This is a genomic window from Microbacterium lacus, from assembly GCF_039531105.1.
GTDB classification, from domain to species: domain Bacteria; phylum Actinomycetota; class Actinomycetes; order Actinomycetales; family Microbacteriaceae; genus Microbacterium; species Microbacterium lacus.
Genome location: NZ_BAAAPK010000001.1, coordinates 2,403,765 through 2,421,801, shown reverse-complemented (window position 1 = coordinate 2,421,801; position 18,037 = coordinate 2,403,765). Strand labels below are relative to the sequence as shown.

Genomic DNA, 18,037 nt, shown 5'->3' with positions numbered 1-18,037 from the left:
GGACCCCTTCTTCGGGTGCGACCCGGATGCGGTCCGGGCGGGAGGGAAACGGGATGTCGAGCCTACGCCGAGAACGGCACGGCTTCGGCATCCACCGTGACGTGATCCAGCGCGATCGTGATCGCGCCGCGCGTCTCGGCCCATCCGCCGAACGTCGCGCCGACGATCTCGGGCAGTCCGTCCGCCGAGGCGAGCGCGGTGCGCTCGAGCGAGTGGCGCATCGGGGCCATCAGGATCTCGCCCGCCTCGCCGAGTTCGCCACCGACGATGATGAGCTCCGGGTCGAACAGATTGCACAGGCTCGCCGCGGCGATGCCGATGTGCCGTCCGGCGTCGGCGATCACCCGGCGGGAACTGCCGTCACCGGCATCCGATGCCTGAATGAGGTCCCGGAGACGCTGCATGCCCTCGCTCGGGGGGAAGAGCGAAAGCAGGGCGGGGCCGCCCGCGTACGTCTCGAGGCACCCGCGGTTGCTGCAGCGGCACATCGGACCGTTCTCGTCGATCGTGACGTGGCCGATCTGACCCGCTTTGCCGTTCACGCCGCGGAAGAGGTCGCCGCCGACGATGAGTCCGGCGCTGATCGTGTGGCCGACCCGGATGAACACCGACGACGACGCATTCCGACCGGCGCCTTCGCGGGCTTCGGCGAGTCCCGCGAGATTCGCCTCGCTGTCGACGAACACGGGGCGCCCGATGCGGGCGGTGAGGCTTTCGGCGACGTCGACGCCCTCCCAGCCGCGGAGGAGTCCCGGGGTGGAGACCATCCCGGTGCGCGGATCGATGGGTGCGGGCAGTGCGAGGCCCACGGCGAGCAGGTCGCTGACGGTACCGCCCAGGGTCTCCATCATGTCGCCGAGGAGGATGCTGAGACGGTCGAGTTCGGCGTCGTGCCGGTGATCGAGCGCGAGCGGCAGCGATGTCTGCGTGATCACGGTGCGTGTGGCGTCAGCGATCGCGATGTGCAGCTGGCGAGAGCTGAAGTGGACGCCGGCGACGAGACCCAGCTGGCGGGCGAGGGAGACCAGGGTCGCACGGCGTCCGCTGCGCGAAGTGATCGAGGTGTGAAGCAGACCCGAAGCGGTGAGCTCCTTGACGATGTTGGACACGGTGGCAGGCGAGAGGCCGGTGCTGCCGGCCAACTCCACTTGCGTCAGCCGCCCATGTCTTTTGAGCGACTCGACGAGCCGGGCTCGGTTGGCTTCACGGAGTGAAGTCTGCGAGCCGGGCGGGGCGATGCGTCCTACCACGATCGACACTGTACCGGACGCCCTCCCGGCCGTCCCGTCCCGGTGGTCCTCTTTCCGCCGAGGTGGTCCCCTTTGCCCCGAGGTGGTCCCTTTTCCGCCGAGATGGTCCCTCTTGCCCCGAGATGGTCCCCTTTCCGCCGAGATGGTCCCTTTCGCGCCGAGATGGTGGGCACCATCTCGGCGGGAAACCCACCACCTCGTGGGAAAACCCACCATCTCGGGGGAAGAGCCACCACCTCGGGGGAAGAGCCACCATGGGGCCGGGGCCGGGGCCGCGGCGGGAGGCAGGACGAAGCCCCCGCCACCTTCCGGTGACGGGGGCCCGGTCAGGCGAGCGGATGCCGGTCAGACGCGATCAGCCACGCGCTCGGCCTCGGCGCGCCGCGCATCGTCGATGCGATCGAGCTCGTGCAGCGACGAGCCCTTGGTCTCGCGCATGGAGACCACAGCGACGAGGGACACCGCCGCAGCGATCGCCAGGTACACCGCGACCGGGACGTACGAGCCGTACGCGGACAGGAGCGCGACCGCGATGATCGGCGCGAGCGAGCCGGCCACGATCGAGGTGACCTGGTATCCGAGTGAGACTCCGGAGTACCGCATGCGCGTCGGGAACATCTCGGACATGATCGCCGGCTGCGGCGCGTACATGAACGCGTGGATGAACAGGCCGAGCGAGATCGCGAACACGATCACGAACGGGTTCTTCGTGTCGAACAGCGGGAAGGCGATGAAGCCCCAGACCGCGGCACCGAGGACGCCGATCAGGTAGGTGGGCTTGCGGCCGATCCGGTCGGCCAGCCCGCCGATGAGCGGGATCACGATCATGTGGACGATGTGCGCGATCGCCAGGAGCCCGAGGATCTCGGCGGTGTTCACCTCGAGCGCGACGCTCAGATAGGTGATCGAGAACGTCACGACGAGGTAGTACATGATGTTCTCCGCGAAGCGCAGACCCATCGCGGTGAAGACGCCGCGCGGGTAGCGCTTGAGCACCTCGAACACGCCGTAGCGCGTCTGCTTCGACTCCTCGATCTCCTTCTGCACCTCGAGGAAGATCGGGGCATCGGTGATGCGGGTGCGCACGTAGTAGCCGATCGCGACGATCACGACCGAAAGCCAGAAGCCGATACGCCATCCCCACGAGAGGAACTGCTCCTCACTGAGCGTGCGGCTGAGCACGAGCAGAACGAGCGTCGCGGTCAGGTTGCCGATCGGCACGGCTGCCTGCGGGAAGGACGCCCAGAACCCGCGGGACTTGTCGGGGGAGTGCTCGGCGACCAGAAGCACGGCACCGCCCCATTCGCCGCCCACCGCGAAGCCCTGGGCGAAGCGCAGCACGACGAGCAGGATCGGCGCGAGGAGGCCCACTTGCGCGTACGTCGGCAGGCATCCCATCAGGAACGTGGCGACGCCGACCAGCACGATCGCGAACTGCAGGAGCTTCTTGCGGCCGTACTTGTCGCCGAAGTGGCCGAAGACGATGCCGCCGAGCGGGCGGGCGACGAAACCGACCGCGTACGTCACGAAGGCGGCGATGATCGGAGCGTACGGGTCGTCCGACGGCGGGAACATGATCTTGTTGAACACGAGCGTCGCCGCCGTGGCGTAGAGGAAGAACTCGTACCACTCGACGACCGTGCCCGCCATCGAGGCGGTGACGACGCGACGCAGACTCGAGGGAGCGGTCTGAGGTGGCGATGCGGGGGTGCGGGGAGACGTGGCTGATGCCATGCGCTGATACCTCCTTGTAGGCGCGGGAACGGCAGGGGGGATGCCGCTCACGCACATTACCTGAAACTTGATTCAGGTTTCAAGGGGGCTACTCCCGCAGACGCACCAGACGCTCGTGTCCGGTCTCCTCGAGCTCCGCGATCGACTCGCGCGCTTTGAGGAAGTCCGAGAACGATCGATAGCCGAGCGCCTTCTCGCTGAACGACGGGTCCATCCGGCGCATGTGGGTCTTCACGGCGGAACTGTGCAGCCACTCCGCGTCGTCGTCCTTGTCGCGACCGAGGCGCAGGGCGCGCTCCAGCAGGCGCGTCGCGACGTCCTGCGGGTCTTCGGCGGATTCTTCGGATGCCGTCTCCTCGGCGGCCGCCGCGGCTACGGAGCTGGACGTCGCCCGCCGGTTCGTACGGCGAGCCGGGGCGAGAGGCTCGGGTGCCTGGAAGAGGGGTGCCACGTCGTCGGCCGTCGCCTGCGCGCTCGCCTTCTCGGGGCTCGCCGGCTCGTCCGCCGCCGGAGTCTCCTTCGCCGGCTGCTTCTTCGAGCCGCGCCCGCCCCGGGTGCGGGCAGGGGTCTCCGCCGGCGTCTCGGCGGCGACCGGGGCCGCGGATTCCGCCTCGGCGGCCTCGTCGGCGGCGGGTGTGCTGCTCTTCCCGCGCGAACCGCTGCCACGGCCGGTCGCCCTGCCGCCGGCATCCTTTCCGGCGGGTGCGGTGCGGGCCGGGCGCGGCACGCCCGGCAGGGAGTCGTAGGCCTCGAACTCGTCGCACGCCGCCGCGAGGGATTTCGCCGTGGACCCCGCGACGCCCACGCCGACGACGTAGCGGCCCAGGCGCCGGCAGCGCTGCGCAAGTGGCACGTAATCGGAGTCGCCCGCAACGATCACGACGTGCGTGAGGTCGGGGAGCCGGAACATGTCTTCGACGGCATCCACGGCGAGGCGGATGTCGGCGCCGTTCTTCGCGTACGCCGCGGCGGGGAAGAGCTGCACGAGGTCGACCGCGCGGGCGACGAGCTGGCTGCGGTAGACCGCGTTCACGGGCGACGACCAGTCGGCGTAGGCGCGCGTCAGGACGAGAGTGCCCAGCGACGCGGCGTAGTCGATGATCGCGCCGACGTCGATCGTCGCCGCCGCGAGGCGTTCCGCGATCTCGGGATCTTCGGGTGTCTCGATGATCCGCTGACGGTCGCGCCCGTACGAGTTCCGGCCGTGCACCCGGTCGTACCAGGAGATGACGATGTTGTCGAAGTCGAGGTAGACGGCGACGCGGGAATTCTGGGAGTCGGGCATCCTCCCAGTGTGACAGGCCGGCCCGGCGCGGCGTGCGGGCGCGGTGCTCAGGCCTCGCCCGGGTAGCGCAGTCCGATCTGCCGGCGCACTTCGTCGAGGGTGTCCATGATCGCGACGGTCTCGGACAGCGGCAGGATGTCGCTGTCGTTCGCGCCCGAGGCGACGTAGCGCTCGGCGGCGAGCGCCTGGAACTGCATGCCGCGGCCCTCGATGTCGGATTCGAACGACTCCTGCACGGTGCCGTCGGGCGAGACGAGACGGAACGACGTCGGGGTGTACCAGACGCGGTCGATGTCGATCCGGGCCTCCGTGCCGATGATGCTCGCCGTGTTGGGGCCGGCGGCGTGCGACGCGGACAGCGACGTCGAGACAGCGCCGCGCTCGTGCGTGAAGATCGTCGCCACTTCGTCGTCCACGCCGGTGGCCCCGAGGTTCGCGGCGGCGGTGACGGAGGTCGGGGCGCCGAGGATGTCCCACGCGAACGAGATCGGGTAGATGCCGAGGTCCAGCAGGGCGCCGCCGCCGAGGGCGATGTCGTTCAGCCGGTGGGCGGGGTCGGTCGAGATCTTCTGGGTGTGGTCGGCGGTCAGCGCACGGATGTCGCCGAGCGCACCCTCCTGCACGAGCTCGCGCACGCGGAGCATGTGTGGGAGGTAGCGCGTCCACATCGCCTCCATCGCGAGGAGACCGGTACGTCGGGCGACGTCCTGCACCCGTGCCGCCTCGGCGCCGTTCAGGGTGAACGGCTTCTCGACGAGGACGTGCTTGCCGTTCTCCAGCGCGAGGATCGCGTTGTCGGCGTGCATCGGGTGCGGCGTGGACACGTACACGATGTCGACGTCGGGATCCGAGACGAGGTCCACGTACGACGAGTGCACACGCGGCACGTCGAACTCCCGCGCGAAACGCTCGCCCGACTCCGCCGAGCGCGAGCCGACGGCGGTGAGCGTCAAACCCGCCGTCCGCAGGTCGCTCGCGAAAGCGTGGGCGATGCCGCCCGTGGCAAGGATTCCCCAGCGCAGTCCAGTCATCCCTCGAGCGTAGCGAGCGCAGCGCCCAGATCGGCGATCACGTCGGCCGGATCCTCCAGGCCGATCGACAGGCGGAGCGTCGTGGGCGAGATCCCGGCTTCGGCGAGCTGCTCCGCGGTCAAGTGGCTGTGTGTCATGGAGGCGGGATGCGCGATCAGGCTCCGCGCGTCGCCGATGTTGGCGACGAGGCGCACGACCCGCAGCGCCGCGATGAGGCGCTCGATCCGGTCGAAATCGGCGAGGGGGTCCCCGGAGGAGGCGACGTCGAAGGAGAAGACGGATGCCGCACCCCGCGGCAGGTATTCTTTCGCGCGCTCGTGCCACGGGCTCGAAGCCAGGCCCGGGTGGCTGACGCGCGTGACCGCGGGGTGCTCGGCGAGGAATGCGGCGACCGCGAGGCCGCTCGCGCTGTGCCGCTGCATGCGCAGGTCGAGCGTCTCCAGGCCCTGGAGCAGTTGGAAGGCGTTGAACGCCGACAGCGACGGACCCAGGTCGTGGACGTACTTCGTCTTGACCAGCGCGATGAAGGGCGACCCGGTTCCGCCGAAGCGCTCGACGAGACTCCCGCCCGCGACGCGCCGGTAGGGGAGCGCGAGTTGAGGCCAGCGCTCGGGGTCGGCACCGAAGTCGAACGTGCCGAGGTCGACGATCACGCCGCCGAGAGAGGTCCCGTGGCCGCCGAGGTACTTCGTCGCCGAGTGCACGACGATGTCCGCGCCGAAGTCCTTCGCGCGTTGCAGATAGGGCGTGGCCACGGTGTGGTCGATCACGAGCGGCACGCCCGCGTCGCGGGCGATCGCGGCGACGGCGCGGACGTCGAGCACCTGCGCGTTGGGGTTCGTGATCGACTCCGCGAACAGTGCGCGCGTGGTCGGGCGGACGGCCGCCGACCAGGCCGCGATGTCGTCCTGATCGACGAAGTCGACCTCGATGCCCCAGTCGGCGAACGTGTCCTGCAGCAGATCGACCGTGCCGCCGTACAGCTGACGCGCGGCCACGATGTGCTCGCCCTGCCTGGCGAGCGCGAGCAGCGCGAGGGCGACCGCCGCCTGGCCCGAGGCGACGGCCGCTGCGGCGATCCCGTCCTCGAGTGCCGCGACGCGCTGTTCGAACACGAGTACGGTCGGGTTCGCCGCGCGGCTGTAGATGTTGCCCTCGCGTCGGAGCGCGAACAGGTCGCGGGCTTCGCTGAGCGAGGCGAACTCGAACGCGTTGGACTGATGGATCGGGGGGACGGCCGTGTTCTCGGCCTGGGCGGGAACGTAACCCGCCTGCACCTGAGCCGTCGCGAAGGACCGGGCGACCTCGGACATGTCCCCATCATCCCGGGGCTCCACCGCCGCCGCATCGGCGTGTGTCGAACTGTTGCACGGAGCGGGTCGGGCTCGCGGGCGCGGACAATGGAGGGATGTCGCTGCTGATCAGCCCCGCAGAACTCGCCGCCCTCCTCGCCGGCGCGGCGCGCGTCGTCGTCCTGGACGTGCGGTGGCGCCTCGATCGACCCGACGGCCGACCCGAGTATCTGACCGGACACATCCCCGGCGCCGTATGGGTGGACCTCGAGCGCGAGCTCTCGAGGCACGGCGATCCGGCCGAGGGCCGGCATCCGCTGCCCGCACGGGATGAGCTGCAGGTCGCCGCGCGGCGATGGGGCCTGCGTGAGGGCGACACGGTCGTCGTGTACGACGACGCGAACGCGCTCGCCGCCTCCCGCGCGTGGTGGCTGCTCACCGGGAGTGGCGTGGCGGACGTGCGGCTCCTGGACGGAGGACTGCAGGCGTGGGCGGATGCGGGACTCCCGCTGCAGACCGGTGAGGTGACGCCCGAAGCGGGCTCGATCGTCCTCACACAGCTTGCGCATCCCGTGCTGTCCACCGACGAAGCCGCGACGTGGCCGGCGAGCGGGATCCTGCTCGACGTCCGCGCGCCGGAGCGCTACCGAGGCGAGACCGAGCCGATCGACCCGGTCGCCGGGCACATCCCGGGGGCTCGCAACCTGCCGATCGCGACGCTGCTCGAGTCCGGTCGGTTCCGTGACGCCGAGGTGCTGCGCGACGCGTTCGCCGCGGTGGGCGCCGTCCCGGGTGCGCGGGTCGCGGCGTACTGCGGATCGGGCATCACCGCGGCCCAGACGGCGCTCGCCGGAGTCCTCGCCGGGGTCGAGGTCGCGGTGTACCCGGGTTCGTGGAGCGCGTGGTCGAACACCCCCGGTCGGCCGGTCGCGACCGGGGACTGACCGCGGCTACGGCAGCAACGTGATCTTGCCGTCCGTGCCCGACTCCAGAGCGCGGTGGGCCTGCGTCGCATCGGCGAGCGCGAAGGACGGGCCGAGCTCCACCGAGAACCGCCCGGCGGCCATCAGGGCGATCGCGACCGGCACGGCCTCGCGCCGCCACTCCTGCTGGCGCGGGCTGAGTCCCTCCGGGCTCCCGCCCGAGAACGCCCGGATGCCGAAGGAGCCGGCATCCCGACCACGCACGATCGTCGCGATGCGATCGCGGTCGGCGACGAGCTCGAGCGACGTCTGGATCGCCTCGTCGGTGCCCGCGGCGTCCAGGGCGACGGTGATCCCGTCGGGTGTGGCGTCGCGCACCCGTTCGGCGAGCCCTTCGCCGTACGCGACCGGCGTCGCACCGAGCGCGCGCACACGGTCGAACCGCCGCGGGGACGCCGTCGCGACCACCCGCGCTCCCCACAGCACGGCGAGCTGGATCGCGGCCTGGCCGACCGCGCCGGACCCGGCGTGGATCAGCAGGGTGTCGGACGGTCCGACGGCGAGCGAACGCAGCGACTGATACGCCGTGCCGACCGGGATGCCGATCGCAGCGCCTTCGGCGGCGCTCACCTCGGGCGGACGCGGCTGCGCGTTCGCGGCATCCACGACGACCTCGTCCGCGTATGTGCCGCTTGCGCCGAACAGGACCACAGCGTCGCCGACCCGGAATCCCTCCGCACCCTCACCGACGGAGGTGACGATGCCCGCGGCGTCCGAGCCGGTCCGGCGCGGCTCGGAGATCTCGCCCGAGGGTCGGAGGCCGCTGCGCAGCTTTCCGTCGATCGGGTTCACCCCGGCGGCCTCGATGCGGACGGCGAGCTGGCCCGGCCCCGGGTCCGAGGCCGGCACGTCGGTGAGGGTGAGCACGTCGGGTCCGCCGAACGCGCTGTAGGTGATCGCTCTGGTCATCACGGGCCTTTCTGAGAGGGCGGCGAGTCGGCGTCGCGGAGCGACTTCTGGATGCGCTGCAACGAGACGGGCTCGGCGGTGCCGAGGTGCTGCGCGAACAGGCTCACCCGATACTCCTCCAGCAGCCAGCGGGTGCGCACGATCGATGCGGGCGCGTCGGCAGGGACCGGGATCGTCCCGCCCGCCTCGGCGAACGCGGCGGCCGCGCGCTCCAACTCGGTCATGCGCTGCCGGTCTCGTCCGGGGTTATCGGCGAGGCTCTGCACGCGCTCGGTCGCCCCACGCAGGTAGCGCGGGACGTGAGCGAGGCGTGCCAACCCGATGCGCGAGACGAAGCCGGGGAAGACGAGACCTGCCAGCTGGCTCTTGACATCGCCGAGCGCTCCGAGCAGGGTGAGCGAGTTCTGTGCGCGGAGCGCCCGTTCGCCCTCGCGGGCGGCGGTGAGGATCCGCGTGGCGAGCGAGACCGCCTCGAACGTCTCCGTGACGACTGCGCTCGAGAACGCATCGCGGACGCGCTCGAAGTCTTCCCGTGTGCGCACGGGCCCGCCGGCTGTCCGGTCGAGCACGGCGTCGGCGACCGCGAGCCGGGCGTCTTCGATGAGCGCTTTCGCGGACGGATAGGGGGATGCCGCCAGGGCGAGCTTCTCGGTCGAGGTCAGGTGCTCCAGCACATAGGTCGCGGGTGACGCCACGGCGAGCAGCATGAGGCGACGGACCCCGGCGCGGGTGGCCCGGGCGGCCGCCTCGGCGGTCGCCTCCACGCGCACCGTGACACTGGTTCCGGCATCCACCACCGCCGGATAGCCGCGAACGACGCCGCCCGCGACTTTCGTGTCCACGACGTCGGGCAGATCGCCGAAGTCCCAGTCGGTGACGCCGGGGCGCTCAGCCGCCCACGCTGCGCCGCCGCTCGGCGCGTTCGACGCCGCGGGCCCCGGGGGATCGGGACGTACGCGTGCGGTCGCCCGCGCGACCGAGGTGCGCGCGCGGTCGGCGAACCGTGCCTGGAGGGCGGGGAGGTCGCGCCCCGATCCGACCGTTCGCCCGCGTTCGTCGACGACGCGGAAGGAGACCTGCAGATGGGCGGGGACGCGGTCGAGCTCGAAGTCCGCCGCGGTGACGGGTTGGTTCGCGATCGGCTGGATCCGCGTCGCGAGCGCCGCGCGCAGTGCCACCGGAGGCAGGCCGCCGTGCGACTCCGGCCCCTGGCCATCGAGTTCTTCGGAGAAGCGCGCGGCCCAGTCCGCCGCCGGGACGACGTGCCGGCGGATGTGCTTGGGCAGGGCGCGCAGCAGCGCGGTGATCATCTCGTCCCGCATGCCCGGGACCTGCCAGTCGAACCCGTCCGGGCGGATCTGGGCGAGGAGGGCGAGCGGCACGACGGCGCTCACCCCGTCGTCCTCGGCGCCCGGTTCGAAGCGGTAGGCGAGCGTCAGCACCTGGTCGCCCTGCCGCCAGCGTGCGGGGAAGGCCCGTTCGTCGGTGCGTGCGGCGTCTTCGAGGAGGTCTGCCTCGGTCATGTCGAGGAGCCGGGGCGTCCGGGAAGCAGCATCCCGCCACCACTTCTCGAAGGAGCGCGCATCGAAGACGTCGCGGGGGATCCGCGCGGCGTAGAACGCGTACACGGCCTCGTCGCCGACCAGGATGTCGCGGCGGCGCTCCCGCTCCTCGATCTTCTCGAGCCGCCGCCGCAGTTCGAGGTTGCGGCGTTCGAACGCGGTGAGGCGCTTGTCCAGCGCCGTGGAGTCCCAGTCGCCGTCGACGAGCGCGTGGCGCACGAAGAGCTCACGGGCCAGCGGGCGGTCGAAGCGCGCGAGCTGGGCGCGACGGCGGGGGATGATCTCGACCCCGAACAGCGTCACCTTCTCGTAGACGGATGCCGCTCCCGCCGCCTTCGACCAGTGCGGTTCGCTGAGCTGGCGCTTGACGAGATCGGGGGCGAGGGACTCGGCCCACGCCGGGTCGATCGCCGCGACCGTGCGCGCGAACAGACGCGACGTCTCGACGAGTTCGGCCGCCATCACGGCGGCCGGACGGCGTTTGCGCAACCCCGACCCGGGGAAGATCGCGAACTTCGTGCCGCGGGCGCCGCGGTATTCCGCGAGCGGCTGCCGTCGTCCCTCGGCGGGGGCTTTGGCGCCCGCCGCCTTCGCGGCGGCGCGCTGGTCCAGGATGCCGATGTGCGAGAGGAGGCCGGACAGGATCGCCCGGTGCAGGTCGTCGGGTTCCGCCGGGCTCTCCGGTCCGGCGTCCCGCCGCGGCGCCCCGACGAGCGTGCGCAGCTGGCGGTGCACGTCGACCCATTCGCGCACGCGCACGTAGTTGAGATGCTCCGCGCGACACAAGCGCCGGAAGGCGCTCGAGCCGAGCGCCGCCTGCTGCTCCTGGAGGTGGTTCCACAGGTTCAGCAGGCTGAGGAAGTCGCTCGTGGGATCCGTGAAGCGCGCGTGCAGACGATCCGCCTCCTCGCGCCGCTCTTCGGGCCGCTCACGGACGTCCTGGATCGACATGCCTGCGACGATGGCGAGCACGTCGCGCTGCACTCCCGCGCGTTTCGCCTCGATCAGCATGCGCGCGAAGCGCGGATCGATCGGCAGCCGCGAGATCTCGCGGCCGACGTCGGTGAGCCGTGCGGGGCCGCCGTCGCCGCGGGCGGGAGCCTGGACCGCGCCGAGCTCGAGGAGCAGGTCGAACGCCGCCTTGACACCGCGCGAGTCCGGCGGAGTGAGGAAGGGGAAGGCAGTGATCTCGCCGAAGCCGAGCGAGAGCATCTGCAGGATGACGGAGGCCAGGCTCGTCCGCAGGATCTCGGGTTCGGTGAACAGCGGACGCCGGTCGAAGTCGTCCTCGGAATACAGGCGGATCGCGATACCCGGCGCGGTGCGGCCCGCGCGGCCGGACCGCTGCTGCGCGGACGCCTGCGATATCGCCTCGATCGGGAGCTGCTGGATCTTCGTGCGGTTGCTGTAGCGCGAGATGCGCGCGGTGCCGGTGTCGATCACGTACCGGATGCCGGGCACGGTCAGACTCGTCTCGGCCACGTTCGTGGCCAGGATGACCCGGCGGCGGACCCCGGCGACCGCGGATCGCTCGAACACGCGGTGCTGTTCGGCGGCGCTCAGGCGGCCGTAAAGGGGGAGGACCTCGGTCGGGGCGGCGTCCTTCGCGTACATGCCCCGGACGGCATCCGTGGCGTCCCGGATCTCGGCCTCGCCGGGAAGGAACACGAGCACGTCGCCGGGAGCTTCACGATCGAGCTCGGCGAGGGCGGAGGTGATGCCGTCGACGTCGTCCTCGGTGGCCGCCTCGGGTCCGCGGTAGCGGATCTCGACCGGATAGGTGCGGCCGGACACCTCGATGATCGGCGCGGGCTGCCCGTCGGCATCCGCGAAGTGCGTCGCGAAGCTCTGCGGATCGATCGTCGCGCTCGTGATGATGACCCGCAGATCGGGCCGCTTCGGCAGGATCTGGGTCAGATAGCCGATCAGGAAGTCGACGTTCAGGGATCGCTCGTGCGCTTCGTCGACGATGATCGTGTCGTACCGGCGCAAGAGGCGGTCGCGGTGGATCTCGTTGAGCAGGATGCCGTCGGTCATGAGCGCGATGCGCGTGTCGTCCTGCACCTTGTCGGTGAAGCGCACCTTGTACCCGACGGTCGTGCCGAGGGGCACATCGAGCTCATCCGCGATGCGCTCGGCGATCGTGCGCGCGGCGATCCGGCGGGGCTGGGTGTGGGCGATGCGGGTCCGCCCGAGCTCGAGGCAGATCTTCGGCAGCTGCGTCGTCTTGCCCGACCCCGTGGCCCCCGCCACGATCACGACCTGATGGTCGCGGATCGCACGCGCGATGTCGTCCCGCGCGGCGCTGACGGGCAGCTCCGGGGGATAGGAGATCACGGGTTCCGGTGCGGACATAGCCTTCCATCGTATCGATTCGCGTCCCGCTCCTGCCCGACTGCTCCTCGCGAGAGGGCAGATATGTCACCCTCGGACGGCGTGTCGCCCTACAGATCTGCCCTCTCGCGAGCGCATTTAGGCTGGAGCGATGACGATCCCCACGCTTCAGCTCAACGACGGCTACGACATCCCCCAGCTCGGCTACGGCGTCTTCAAGGTCCCGCCGGCAGACACCGAGCGCGCGGTCACCGAAGCGTTCGAGGTCGGCTACCGTCACATCGACACCGCCGCGATCTACGGCAATGAAGAGGGCGTCGGTGCTGCGATCGCCGCGAGCGGCATCCCGCGCAGCGAGCTGTTCATCACGACGAAGCTGTGGAACGACCGCCACGACGGTGAAGAGCCGCACGTCGCGATCCGCGAGAGCCTGGACAAGCTCGGCCTCGAGCGCGTCGACCTCTATCTCGTGCACTGGCCGACCCCGGCGAAGGACAACTATCTGCACGCGTGGCAGAAGCTCATCGAGATCCGAGATGCCGGGCTCACCCGCAGCATCGGCGTCTCCAACTTCCTCGTGCCCCACCTCGAGAAGATCGTCGCCCAGACGGGCGTGACACCCGCTGTCGACCAGATCGAGCTGCATCCCGCGCATCAACAGCGCGACATCACCGGATGGGCTGCCGATCACGGCGTCCGCATCGAGTCCTGGGGGCCGCTCGGTCAGGGCAAGTACGACCTGTTCGGGCTGCCCGAGGTGCGCGATGCCGCCTCCGCGCACGGGAAGAGCCCCGCGCAGGTCGTGCTTCGCTGGCACCTGCAGAAGGGCTTCATCGTCTTCCCGAAGTCGGTGCGGCGCGAGCGCCTGGAGGAGAACCTCGACGTGTTCGATTTCACGCTGTCGGATGCCGAGATGCAGGCAATCGACCAGGTCGAGCCCGGCGACGGCAGTGGTCGGGTCAGCGCGCACCCCGACGAGGTGAACTGAGCTCAGCTCGTGACGTCGCGACGCTGGCCTGCGGTCAGCGTCGCGGCGAGCTGCGTGAGGGCCGCCGCGAGCGCTTCGCGCTCGGCCGGCGACAGGGTCTCGACCATCGTCTCCCGGCGCCGCCGGCTGCCGTCGAGAGCGGCCCGTGCGGGCGAATCCGCCGACATCGTCGGCGTCAGCACCACGCTGCGCCGGTCGTTCGGGTTCGGTGAGCGCGTGAGGTGACCCGCGCTCGCCAACCGGTCCACGATCGCCGTCGTCGCGGCGCTGGAGGTACCGAGGGTCCTGGCGATGTCGCTCGGAGTGAGCAGGTGGCCTTCCGCTTCGGCATCGGTCACGAGACGAAGGACGGCGATGTCGTTGCCCCCGAGCCCGAGCGATGCCCGCAGATCACGCTCTTCCTCGAGCAGGGCGTGCTCGAACAGCATGAGCGAGGCAAGAGCTCGCTGTTCCTGCGCGACGGTGTACACGGATGATCCCCTTCTGGAAAAGATCATACGCCGAGAAGATGTTGCATTTACCTAAAAGAACGAGATACTAGTTAGATCAGCTAACTAGGGAGGTTGGGAATGGGCACGCTCTTCTACGGAAACAGCGCCGGGATCCACGTGGATGACCGGACGCTGGAGCATCTGCGTCTGGCGATGGCCGTACGACTGCGTCGCGACGAGTCGTTCATGGTGAGCCTGCCGGTGGAGGAGCTCGGCTCGGGCAGTCGCCGCAACCTCTGGGTCTCCGCCGCGGTTCCGCTGCAGTTCGTCTCGAGCGGGAGCCGCGTTCCTTCGCTGAACCGCCTCTGGATCCAGGCCATGGGGGAGAGCGAGGACTCGACGGGAACGCTCACCGTGATGCCGGAGTCCGAAGCGGCCGCGTACCTCGAACGCAAGCACATGCGTGTCATGAACCAGTTCGGGGCGGAATCATCGCACAGTGAGGTCAGGGTCGCCAGCTGAGCCGACCCTGTGTCCCTCGGCTTTATCATCGACACCATGCCGGAGTATTCGACCGACAGCAGCGGTTACTGGTACGACCAGAGTGACGACGCGCGCAGGCGGCGCGCCATCGCCCTCCTGCAGTCCTTCCGCCTCTACCGAGCCGCAGAAGTCGCGATGCGCCGTCGCACGCGGGACTCGATGTCCATGGGCGAGAACGACCTGCTCGTCCTGCGCTACCTGCTCAAGGCGCATCAGCAGGGGCTCTCGGTGTCACCGGGCGAGATCGCCCGCTACCTGGGCGTCTCGACCGCCTCGACCACCGCGATCGTGGACCGACTCGAGAAATCCGGGCACGTCCGCCGTGAGCGGCACGCCACCGATCGTCGGAGCATCTACGTCGTGCCCACCGCCGACAGCGACGAGGAAGTGCGGCGCACGCTGGGCGACATGCACGATCGCATGCTGGAGGCCGTGATCGACATGAGTCCGGAGGACATCACCGTCGTCATGGACACCCTCGCGCGCCTGCAGGCTGCTGTCGATCAGGTCGACGCCCACGAACCCGCGGTCCGCTCCGTGTGAACCGCCGATCGGTCTGAGCCGCCGATCGGATGCTGTCAGCCCTCCGCGTTCAGATGAGCGGTGCCAGCGCGCCCGCTGTGAGCGCGAGCGTCGCCGCGATCGCTCCCGCGCCCGTGGCGGCGGCGAACTGCAGCCGGCGCACTCGCGCGCGCTTCTTGATGAGCTGCGGACCGCTCGCGCTCGTCAGGGCGCGTCGCGCCGTCCTCTCGTCAGCGAACAGGCCGGTCGCTTCGCCGCGACGATCCACGGCGACGAACCCCGCGGTGGTGCGCTCGACCGTGCCGAAGAAATCACCGGCGGTGCTGGCGACGACGCTGCTCATGATGCCTCACTAGTTAGCTGAACGAGTTACTCACCTTTCTACCTAAATAAACGACATTCGTCTTCGGCCTTGACCTGTTGAGAGGATGGCGGTATGTACGAGACCGAGCCATCAGCGATCGTCGACGGCGCCGCTCTCACGATCGACGGCTGGCGGGTCGTGTCCTACGCCCAGGTGATCGCCCGTCTCGCCGATCGCTATCCGGAACGGCCGCTCCACGAGATCGAAGCGATCGTGGACCGTGAGGCCGACGCCTTCACCGGTGGTCGGGTTCTCGTGGTGCCGTTGGGTGTCGAGGAGGGCGCGGCCGAGATCCTCGGCCGATCCTGCAGCTAGACGGTCAGATCCAGCTCGGCATCCAGTTGTGCGCTCGCCAGAAGTCGTACGGCACCGGCGTCGCCGTGAGGATCGGATACCAGAACGCCGACAGGACGACCGCGAGCACCAGGAAGACGATCACGACCCGCTGACCGCTCGTGCGTCGTGACGCGTCCGCGTGGGACGCTCCCGCCACATCGCGCAGCGCGAACGTGAGGGCGAGCACGAGGAACGGCAGGATCGCGATCGTGTAGAACTGGAAGACCGTCCGCTCGGGATAGAGCAGCCACGGCACGTAGGTCGCGCCGACGGCGGTCAGGACGAGCGCGTAACGCCAGTCCCGGGAGACCGCGAACCGGTAGATCAGATAGGCCGCCGCGGCCACACCCGCGTACCAGATCAGCGGGTTCGGCATGCTGTAGATGTTCTCGACGCATCCGTTCGCCGCGCCGCAGCCCGCTTCGCCCTGGGGCGTGGACTGGTAGTACATCGACGTCGGTCGCAAGAGGAGCGGCCACTGCCACGCCGGACTCGCGTAGCCGTGCTCGGCGGTCAGCCCCACGTGGAAGTTGTAGATCGCCCGGTGGTAGATCCACAGGCTCTGCAGCGCCGGGGGAACCCAGGACCAGAAACCGGTGGCGGGCTCCTCGAGCCCCTTCTGGCGGTCGTAGCCGCCGTCGGCGGTGAGCCACCCGAACCACGAGCCGAGGTACACCACGAGGGCGACGGGGATGAAGAGCACGAAGGTGATCGGTCCCTGGCGGAAGGCGGCATCCGCGGGCCAGATCCGGATCCCGGCGCGTCGACGGGCCAGGGCGTCCGTGACGACGAGGTAGATCCCGAACGCCGCGATCGCGTACAGACCCGACCACTTCACCGCGGACGCGGCGCCGAGGGCGGCGCCGGCGGCGATGAGCCACGGACGATTCCACATGACCGGTCCCCAGTCCGCCGGCCCACGTGCGGCGACGAGCGCTGCGAGTCGGGTGTCGTGGCGCCGGCGGTCGAGCAGGACGAACCAGAACCCGAGGAGGAGGAAGAACGTGAGGATGCCGTCCAGAAGCGCGACGCGACTCATCACGATCGCGAGTCCGTCGATCGCCAGGAGTGACGCTGCGACCGCGGCGAACGGCACCGAATCGGTCATCGCCTTGGCGACCAGGTAGAGGATGAGCACCGTGGCCGTGCCGATCAGCGCCGTCGCGATGCGCCAGCCGAACGACGAGTCCGCGCCGAAGAGCGCCATCCCTGCACCGATCAGGAATTTGCCCAGCGGCGGGTGAACCACGAAGCTGCCGGTCGTCGAGAAGACATCGGTGTCGCCGGCGACGAAGCTCTCGTTCGCGCCGTCCGGCCATTCCGCGGCATAGCCGAGGACCCACTGGCTCCACGCGTCCTTGACGTAGTACGTCTCGTCGAAGACGAGGGCGTGCGGATGGCCGAGGTTCCAGATCCGGAGGACGCCCGCGAGCAGCGTCACCATCAGCGGCGCGAGCCACGACCAGCGACGTACGAGTCGCGGGTCCGCTGCGACCCGCGCCCGCCACCGGTCGTACATGGACGTGCGCACCGGGAGGAGCGGAGGCGCCGCAGGGCCGGTGGCCGCGACGGGCTCGGACTCGGGCGGGGTCACGAGCACCAGCCTAAGGTGGGACCGTGATCATCCTCGCCGCGACGCCGATCGGCAATCTCGGCGATGTCTCCCGGCGACTTGTCGAGGCGCTGGAATCGGCGCCGGTCATCGCCGCCGAGGACACCCGCACGACGCAGCGGCTGCTCGCAGCCCTCGAGATCGCGCACCGCCCCCGGCTGATCGCTCTGCACGATCACAACGAGAAGGAACGCGCCGGCGAGCTGGTTGAGATCGCGCGCGGCCAGGACGTCCTCGTCCTGAGCGATGCCGGGATGCCCACCGTGAGCGACCCGGGCTATTCGCTCGTCGCCGCGGCGGCAGCGGCAGGCGTGAGGGTCACCGCGATCCCGGGACCGAGCGCCGTCCTCACCGCCCTCGCCGTCTCCGGCCTGCCGACCGACCGTTTCACGTTCGAAGGATTCCTGCCGCGAAAGGCCGGCGACCGGCTGCGGACGCTGCGGAGCCTCGCCGTCGAGCGCCGCACGATGGTGTTCTTCGAGTCGCCCTCCCGCATCGCGCCGTCGCTGGCGGACATGGCGACCGCCTTCGGCGCCGATCGTCGAGTCGTCGTCGCCCGGGAACTCACCAAGAAGTTCGAGGAGATCGTCCGCGGCACGGCTGCCGAGCTCGCGGACTGGGCCGAGGCGGGCGTACGCGGGGAGATCGTCGTGGTCGTGGAGGGTGCGGCTGCCGCGCAGGTGACATTCCCGGATGCCGTGACGCAGGTCCTCGAACTGGTTCGGGGCGGAACGCGACTCAAGGACGCCGCGGGTGAAGTGTCGACGAACACCGGGCACTCGTCCCGCGAGCTCTACCAGGCGGCGCTCGCCGTCAAGGGCTGAGCACCCGTCACACGCGAGGGTGCGGCATCCGCCCCCG

Annotated in this window: 16 protein-coding genes; 6 read left to right on the top strand and 10 right to left on the bottom strand. The window is 70.1% G+C overall.

The window, feature by feature from the left end:
* Window positions 1–62: 62 nt before the first annotated feature.
* From ABD197_RS11555 to ABD197_RS11535, 5 genes are all read right to left on the bottom strand, one after another.
* Window positions 63–1,250, bottom strand: a complete 1,188-nt coding sequence (locus ABD197_RS11555; protein ID WP_344054658.1) for an ROK family transcriptional regulator — start codon at window positions 1,248–1,250, stop codon at window positions 63–65.
* Window positions 1,251–1,595: 345 nt separating this feature from the next.
* Window positions 1,596–2,984: an MFS transporter gene (locus ABD197_RS11550; protein ID WP_344054656.1), complete on the bottom strand. Its 1,389-nt coding sequence runs from the start codon at window positions 2,982–2,984 to the stop codon at window positions 1,596–1,598.
* 88 nt (window positions 2,985–3,072) lie between these two features.
* Window positions 3,073–4,269 (bottom strand): NYN domain-containing protein, encoded by a 1,197-nt coding sequence (locus tag ABD197_RS11545; RefSeq protein ID WP_344054654.1) that lies wholly within the window; start codon window positions 4,267–4,269, stop codon window positions 3,073–3,075.
* Window positions 4,270–4,316: 47 nt separating this feature from the next.
* On the bottom strand, window positions 4,317–5,300 hold the full coding sequence (locus ABD197_RS11540; RefSeq protein WP_344054652.1) for a Gfo/Idh/MocA family protein: 984 nt from the start codon (window positions 5,298–5,300) through the stop codon (window positions 4,317–4,319).
* A complete protein-coding gene (locus ABD197_RS11535; RefSeq protein WP_344054650.1) occupies window positions 5,297–6,613 on the bottom strand; it encodes an O-acetylhomoserine aminocarboxypropyltransferase/cysteine synthase family protein in 1,317 nt (438 codons plus the stop codon). The genes ABD197_RS11540 and ABD197_RS11535 overlap by 4 nt, the downstream gene beginning before the upstream one ends.
* A 95-nt stretch (window positions 6,614–6,708) precedes the next feature.
* On the opposite strand from ABD197_RS11535, the gene ABD197_RS11530 reads away from it, so the two are divergent.
* The gene (locus ABD197_RS11530) at window positions 6,709–7,536 is read left to right on the top strand and encodes a sulfurtransferase (RefSeq protein ID WP_344054648.1); all 828 of its coding nucleotides are present in this window, start codon (window positions 6,709–6,711) and stop codon (window positions 7,534–7,536) included.
* A gap of 6 nt (window positions 7,537–7,542) precedes the next feature.
* Here ABD197_RS11530 and ABD197_RS11525 read toward each other — a convergent pair whose 3' ends face one another.
* On the bottom strand, window positions 7,543–8,484 hold the full coding sequence (locus ABD197_RS11525; RefSeq protein WP_344054646.1) for a quinone oxidoreductase family protein: 942 nt from the start codon (window positions 8,482–8,484) through the stop codon (window positions 7,543–7,545).
* On the bottom strand, window positions 8,484–12,401 hold the full coding sequence (hrpA, locus tag ABD197_RS11520; protein WP_344054644.1) for an ATP-dependent RNA helicase HrpA: 3,918 nt from the start codon (window positions 12,399–12,401) through the stop codon (window positions 8,484–8,486). The genes ABD197_RS11525 and hrpA overlap by 1 nt, the downstream gene beginning before the upstream one ends.
* Before the next feature lie 130 nt (window positions 12,402–12,531).
* Between hrpA and ABD197_RS11515 the strand changes: the two genes are divergently transcribed.
* On the top strand, window positions 12,532–13,368 hold the full coding sequence (locus ABD197_RS11515; RefSeq protein WP_344054642.1) for an aldo/keto reductase: 837 nt from the start codon (window positions 12,532–12,534) through the stop codon (window positions 13,366–13,368).
* A gap of 2 nt (window positions 13,369–13,370) precedes the next feature.
* Here the strand turns inward: ABD197_RS11515 and ABD197_RS11510 are convergent, their stop codons facing one another.
* Window positions 13,371–13,838, bottom strand: coding sequence for a MarR family transcriptional regulator (locus ABD197_RS11510; protein WP_344054640.1), 468 nt, complete (start codon window positions 13,836–13,838; stop codon window positions 13,371–13,373).
* Between the two features lie 99 nt (window positions 13,839–13,937).
* On the opposite strand from ABD197_RS11510, the gene ABD197_RS11505 reads away from it, so the two are divergent.
* Window positions 13,938–14,321 (top strand): DUF7882 family protein, encoded by a 384-nt coding sequence (locus ABD197_RS11505; protein WP_344054638.1) that lies wholly within the window; start codon window positions 13,938–13,940, stop codon window positions 14,319–14,321.
* A gap of 36 nt (window positions 14,322–14,357) precedes the next feature.
* A complete protein-coding gene (locus tag ABD197_RS11500) occupies window positions 14,358–14,885 on the top strand; it encodes a MarR family winged helix-turn-helix transcriptional regulator (protein ID WP_344054636.1) in 528 nt (175 codons plus the stop codon).
* A gap of 49 nt (window positions 14,886–14,934) precedes the next feature.
* Here ABD197_RS11500 and ABD197_RS11495 read toward each other — a convergent pair whose 3' ends face one another.
* Window positions 14,935–15,207 carry a hypothetical protein gene (locus ABD197_RS11495; protein ID WP_344054635.1) on the bottom strand — a complete coding sequence of 91 codons (273 nt, stop codon included), beginning with the start codon at window positions 15,205–15,207 and terminating at the stop codon, window positions 14,935–14,937.
* 93 nt (window positions 15,208–15,300) lie between these two features.
* Here ABD197_RS11495 and ABD197_RS11490 point away from each other — a divergent pair, with 93 nt between their 5' ends.
* Window positions 15,301–15,543 carry a three-helix bundle dimerization domain-containing protein gene (locus tag ABD197_RS11490; RefSeq protein ID WP_344054633.1) on the top strand — a complete coding sequence of 81 codons (243 nt, stop codon included), beginning with the start codon at window positions 15,301–15,303 and terminating at the stop codon, window positions 15,541–15,543.
* 4 nt (window positions 15,544–15,547) lie between these two features.
* On the opposite strand, the gene ABD197_RS11485 is transcribed toward ABD197_RS11490, so the two are convergent.
* Window positions 15,548–17,083, bottom strand: a complete 1,536-nt coding sequence (locus tag ABD197_RS11485) for a dolichyl-phosphate-mannose--protein mannosyltransferase (protein WP_344055848.1) — start codon at window positions 17,081–17,083, stop codon at window positions 15,548–15,550.
* 98 nt (window positions 17,084–17,181) lie between these two features.
* Between ABD197_RS11485 and rsmI the strand changes: the two genes are divergently transcribed.
* Window positions 17,182–18,000: a 16S rRNA (cytidine(1402)-2'-O)-methyltransferase gene (rsmI, locus tag ABD197_RS11480; RefSeq protein WP_344054631.1), complete on the top strand. Its 819-nt coding sequence runs from the start codon at window positions 17,182–17,184 to the stop codon at window positions 17,998–18,000.
* The last annotated feature ends 37 nt before the right edge of the window (window positions 18,001–18,037 follow it).

Bases quoted from the DNA above. Each gene is read 5' to 3' on its own strand.
- ABD197_RS11550 (WP_344054656.1), bottom strand. From the start codon at position 2,984: ATGGCATCAGCCACGTCTCCCCGCACCCCCGCATCGCCACCTCAGACC.
- ABD197_RS11545 (WP_344054654.1), bottom strand. From the start codon at position 4,269: ATGCCCGACTCCCAGAATTCCCGCGTCGCCGTCTACCTCGACTTCGAC.
- ABD197_RS11540 (WP_344054652.1), bottom strand. From the start codon at position 5,300: ATGACTGGACTGCGCTGGGGAATCCTTGCCACGGGCGGCATCGCCCAC.
- ABD197_RS11535 (WP_344054650.1), bottom strand. From the start codon at position 6,613: ATGTCCGAGGTCGCCCGGTCCTTCGCGACGGCTCAGGTGCAGGCGGGT.
- ABD197_RS11530 (WP_344054648.1), top strand. From the start codon at position 6,709: ATGTCGCTGCTGATCAGCCCCGCAGAACTCGCCGCCCTCCTCGCCGGC.
- ABD197_RS11525 (WP_344054646.1), bottom strand. From the start codon at position 8,484: ATGACCAGAGCGATCACCTACAGCGCGTTCGGCGGACCCGACGTGCTC.
- hrpA (WP_344054644.1), bottom strand. From the start codon at position 12,401: ATGTCCGCACCGGAACCCGTGATCTCCTATCCCCCGGAGCTGCCCGTC.
- ABD197_RS11515 (WP_344054642.1), top strand. From the start codon at position 12,532: ATGACGATCCCCACGCTTCAGCTCAACGACGGCTACGACATCCCCCAG.
- ABD197_RS11505 (WP_344054638.1), top strand. From the start codon at position 13,938: ATGGGCACGCTCTTCTACGGAAACAGCGCCGGGATCCACGTGGATGAC.
- ABD197_RS11500 (WP_344054636.1), top strand. From the start codon at position 14,358: ATGCCGGAGTATTCGACCGACAGCAGCGGTTACTGGTACGACCAGAGT.
- ABD197_RS11495 (WP_344054635.1), bottom strand. From the start codon at position 15,207: ATGAGCAGCGTCGTCGCCAGCACCGCCGGTGATTTCTTCGGCACGGTC.
- ABD197_RS11490 (WP_344054633.1), top strand. From the start codon at position 15,301: ATGTACGAGACCGAGCCATCAGCGATCGTCGACGGCGCCGCTCTCACG.
- ABD197_RS11485 (WP_344055848.1), bottom strand. From the start codon at position 17,083: ATGTACGACCGGTGGCGGGCGCGGGTCGCAGCGGACCCGCGACTCGTA.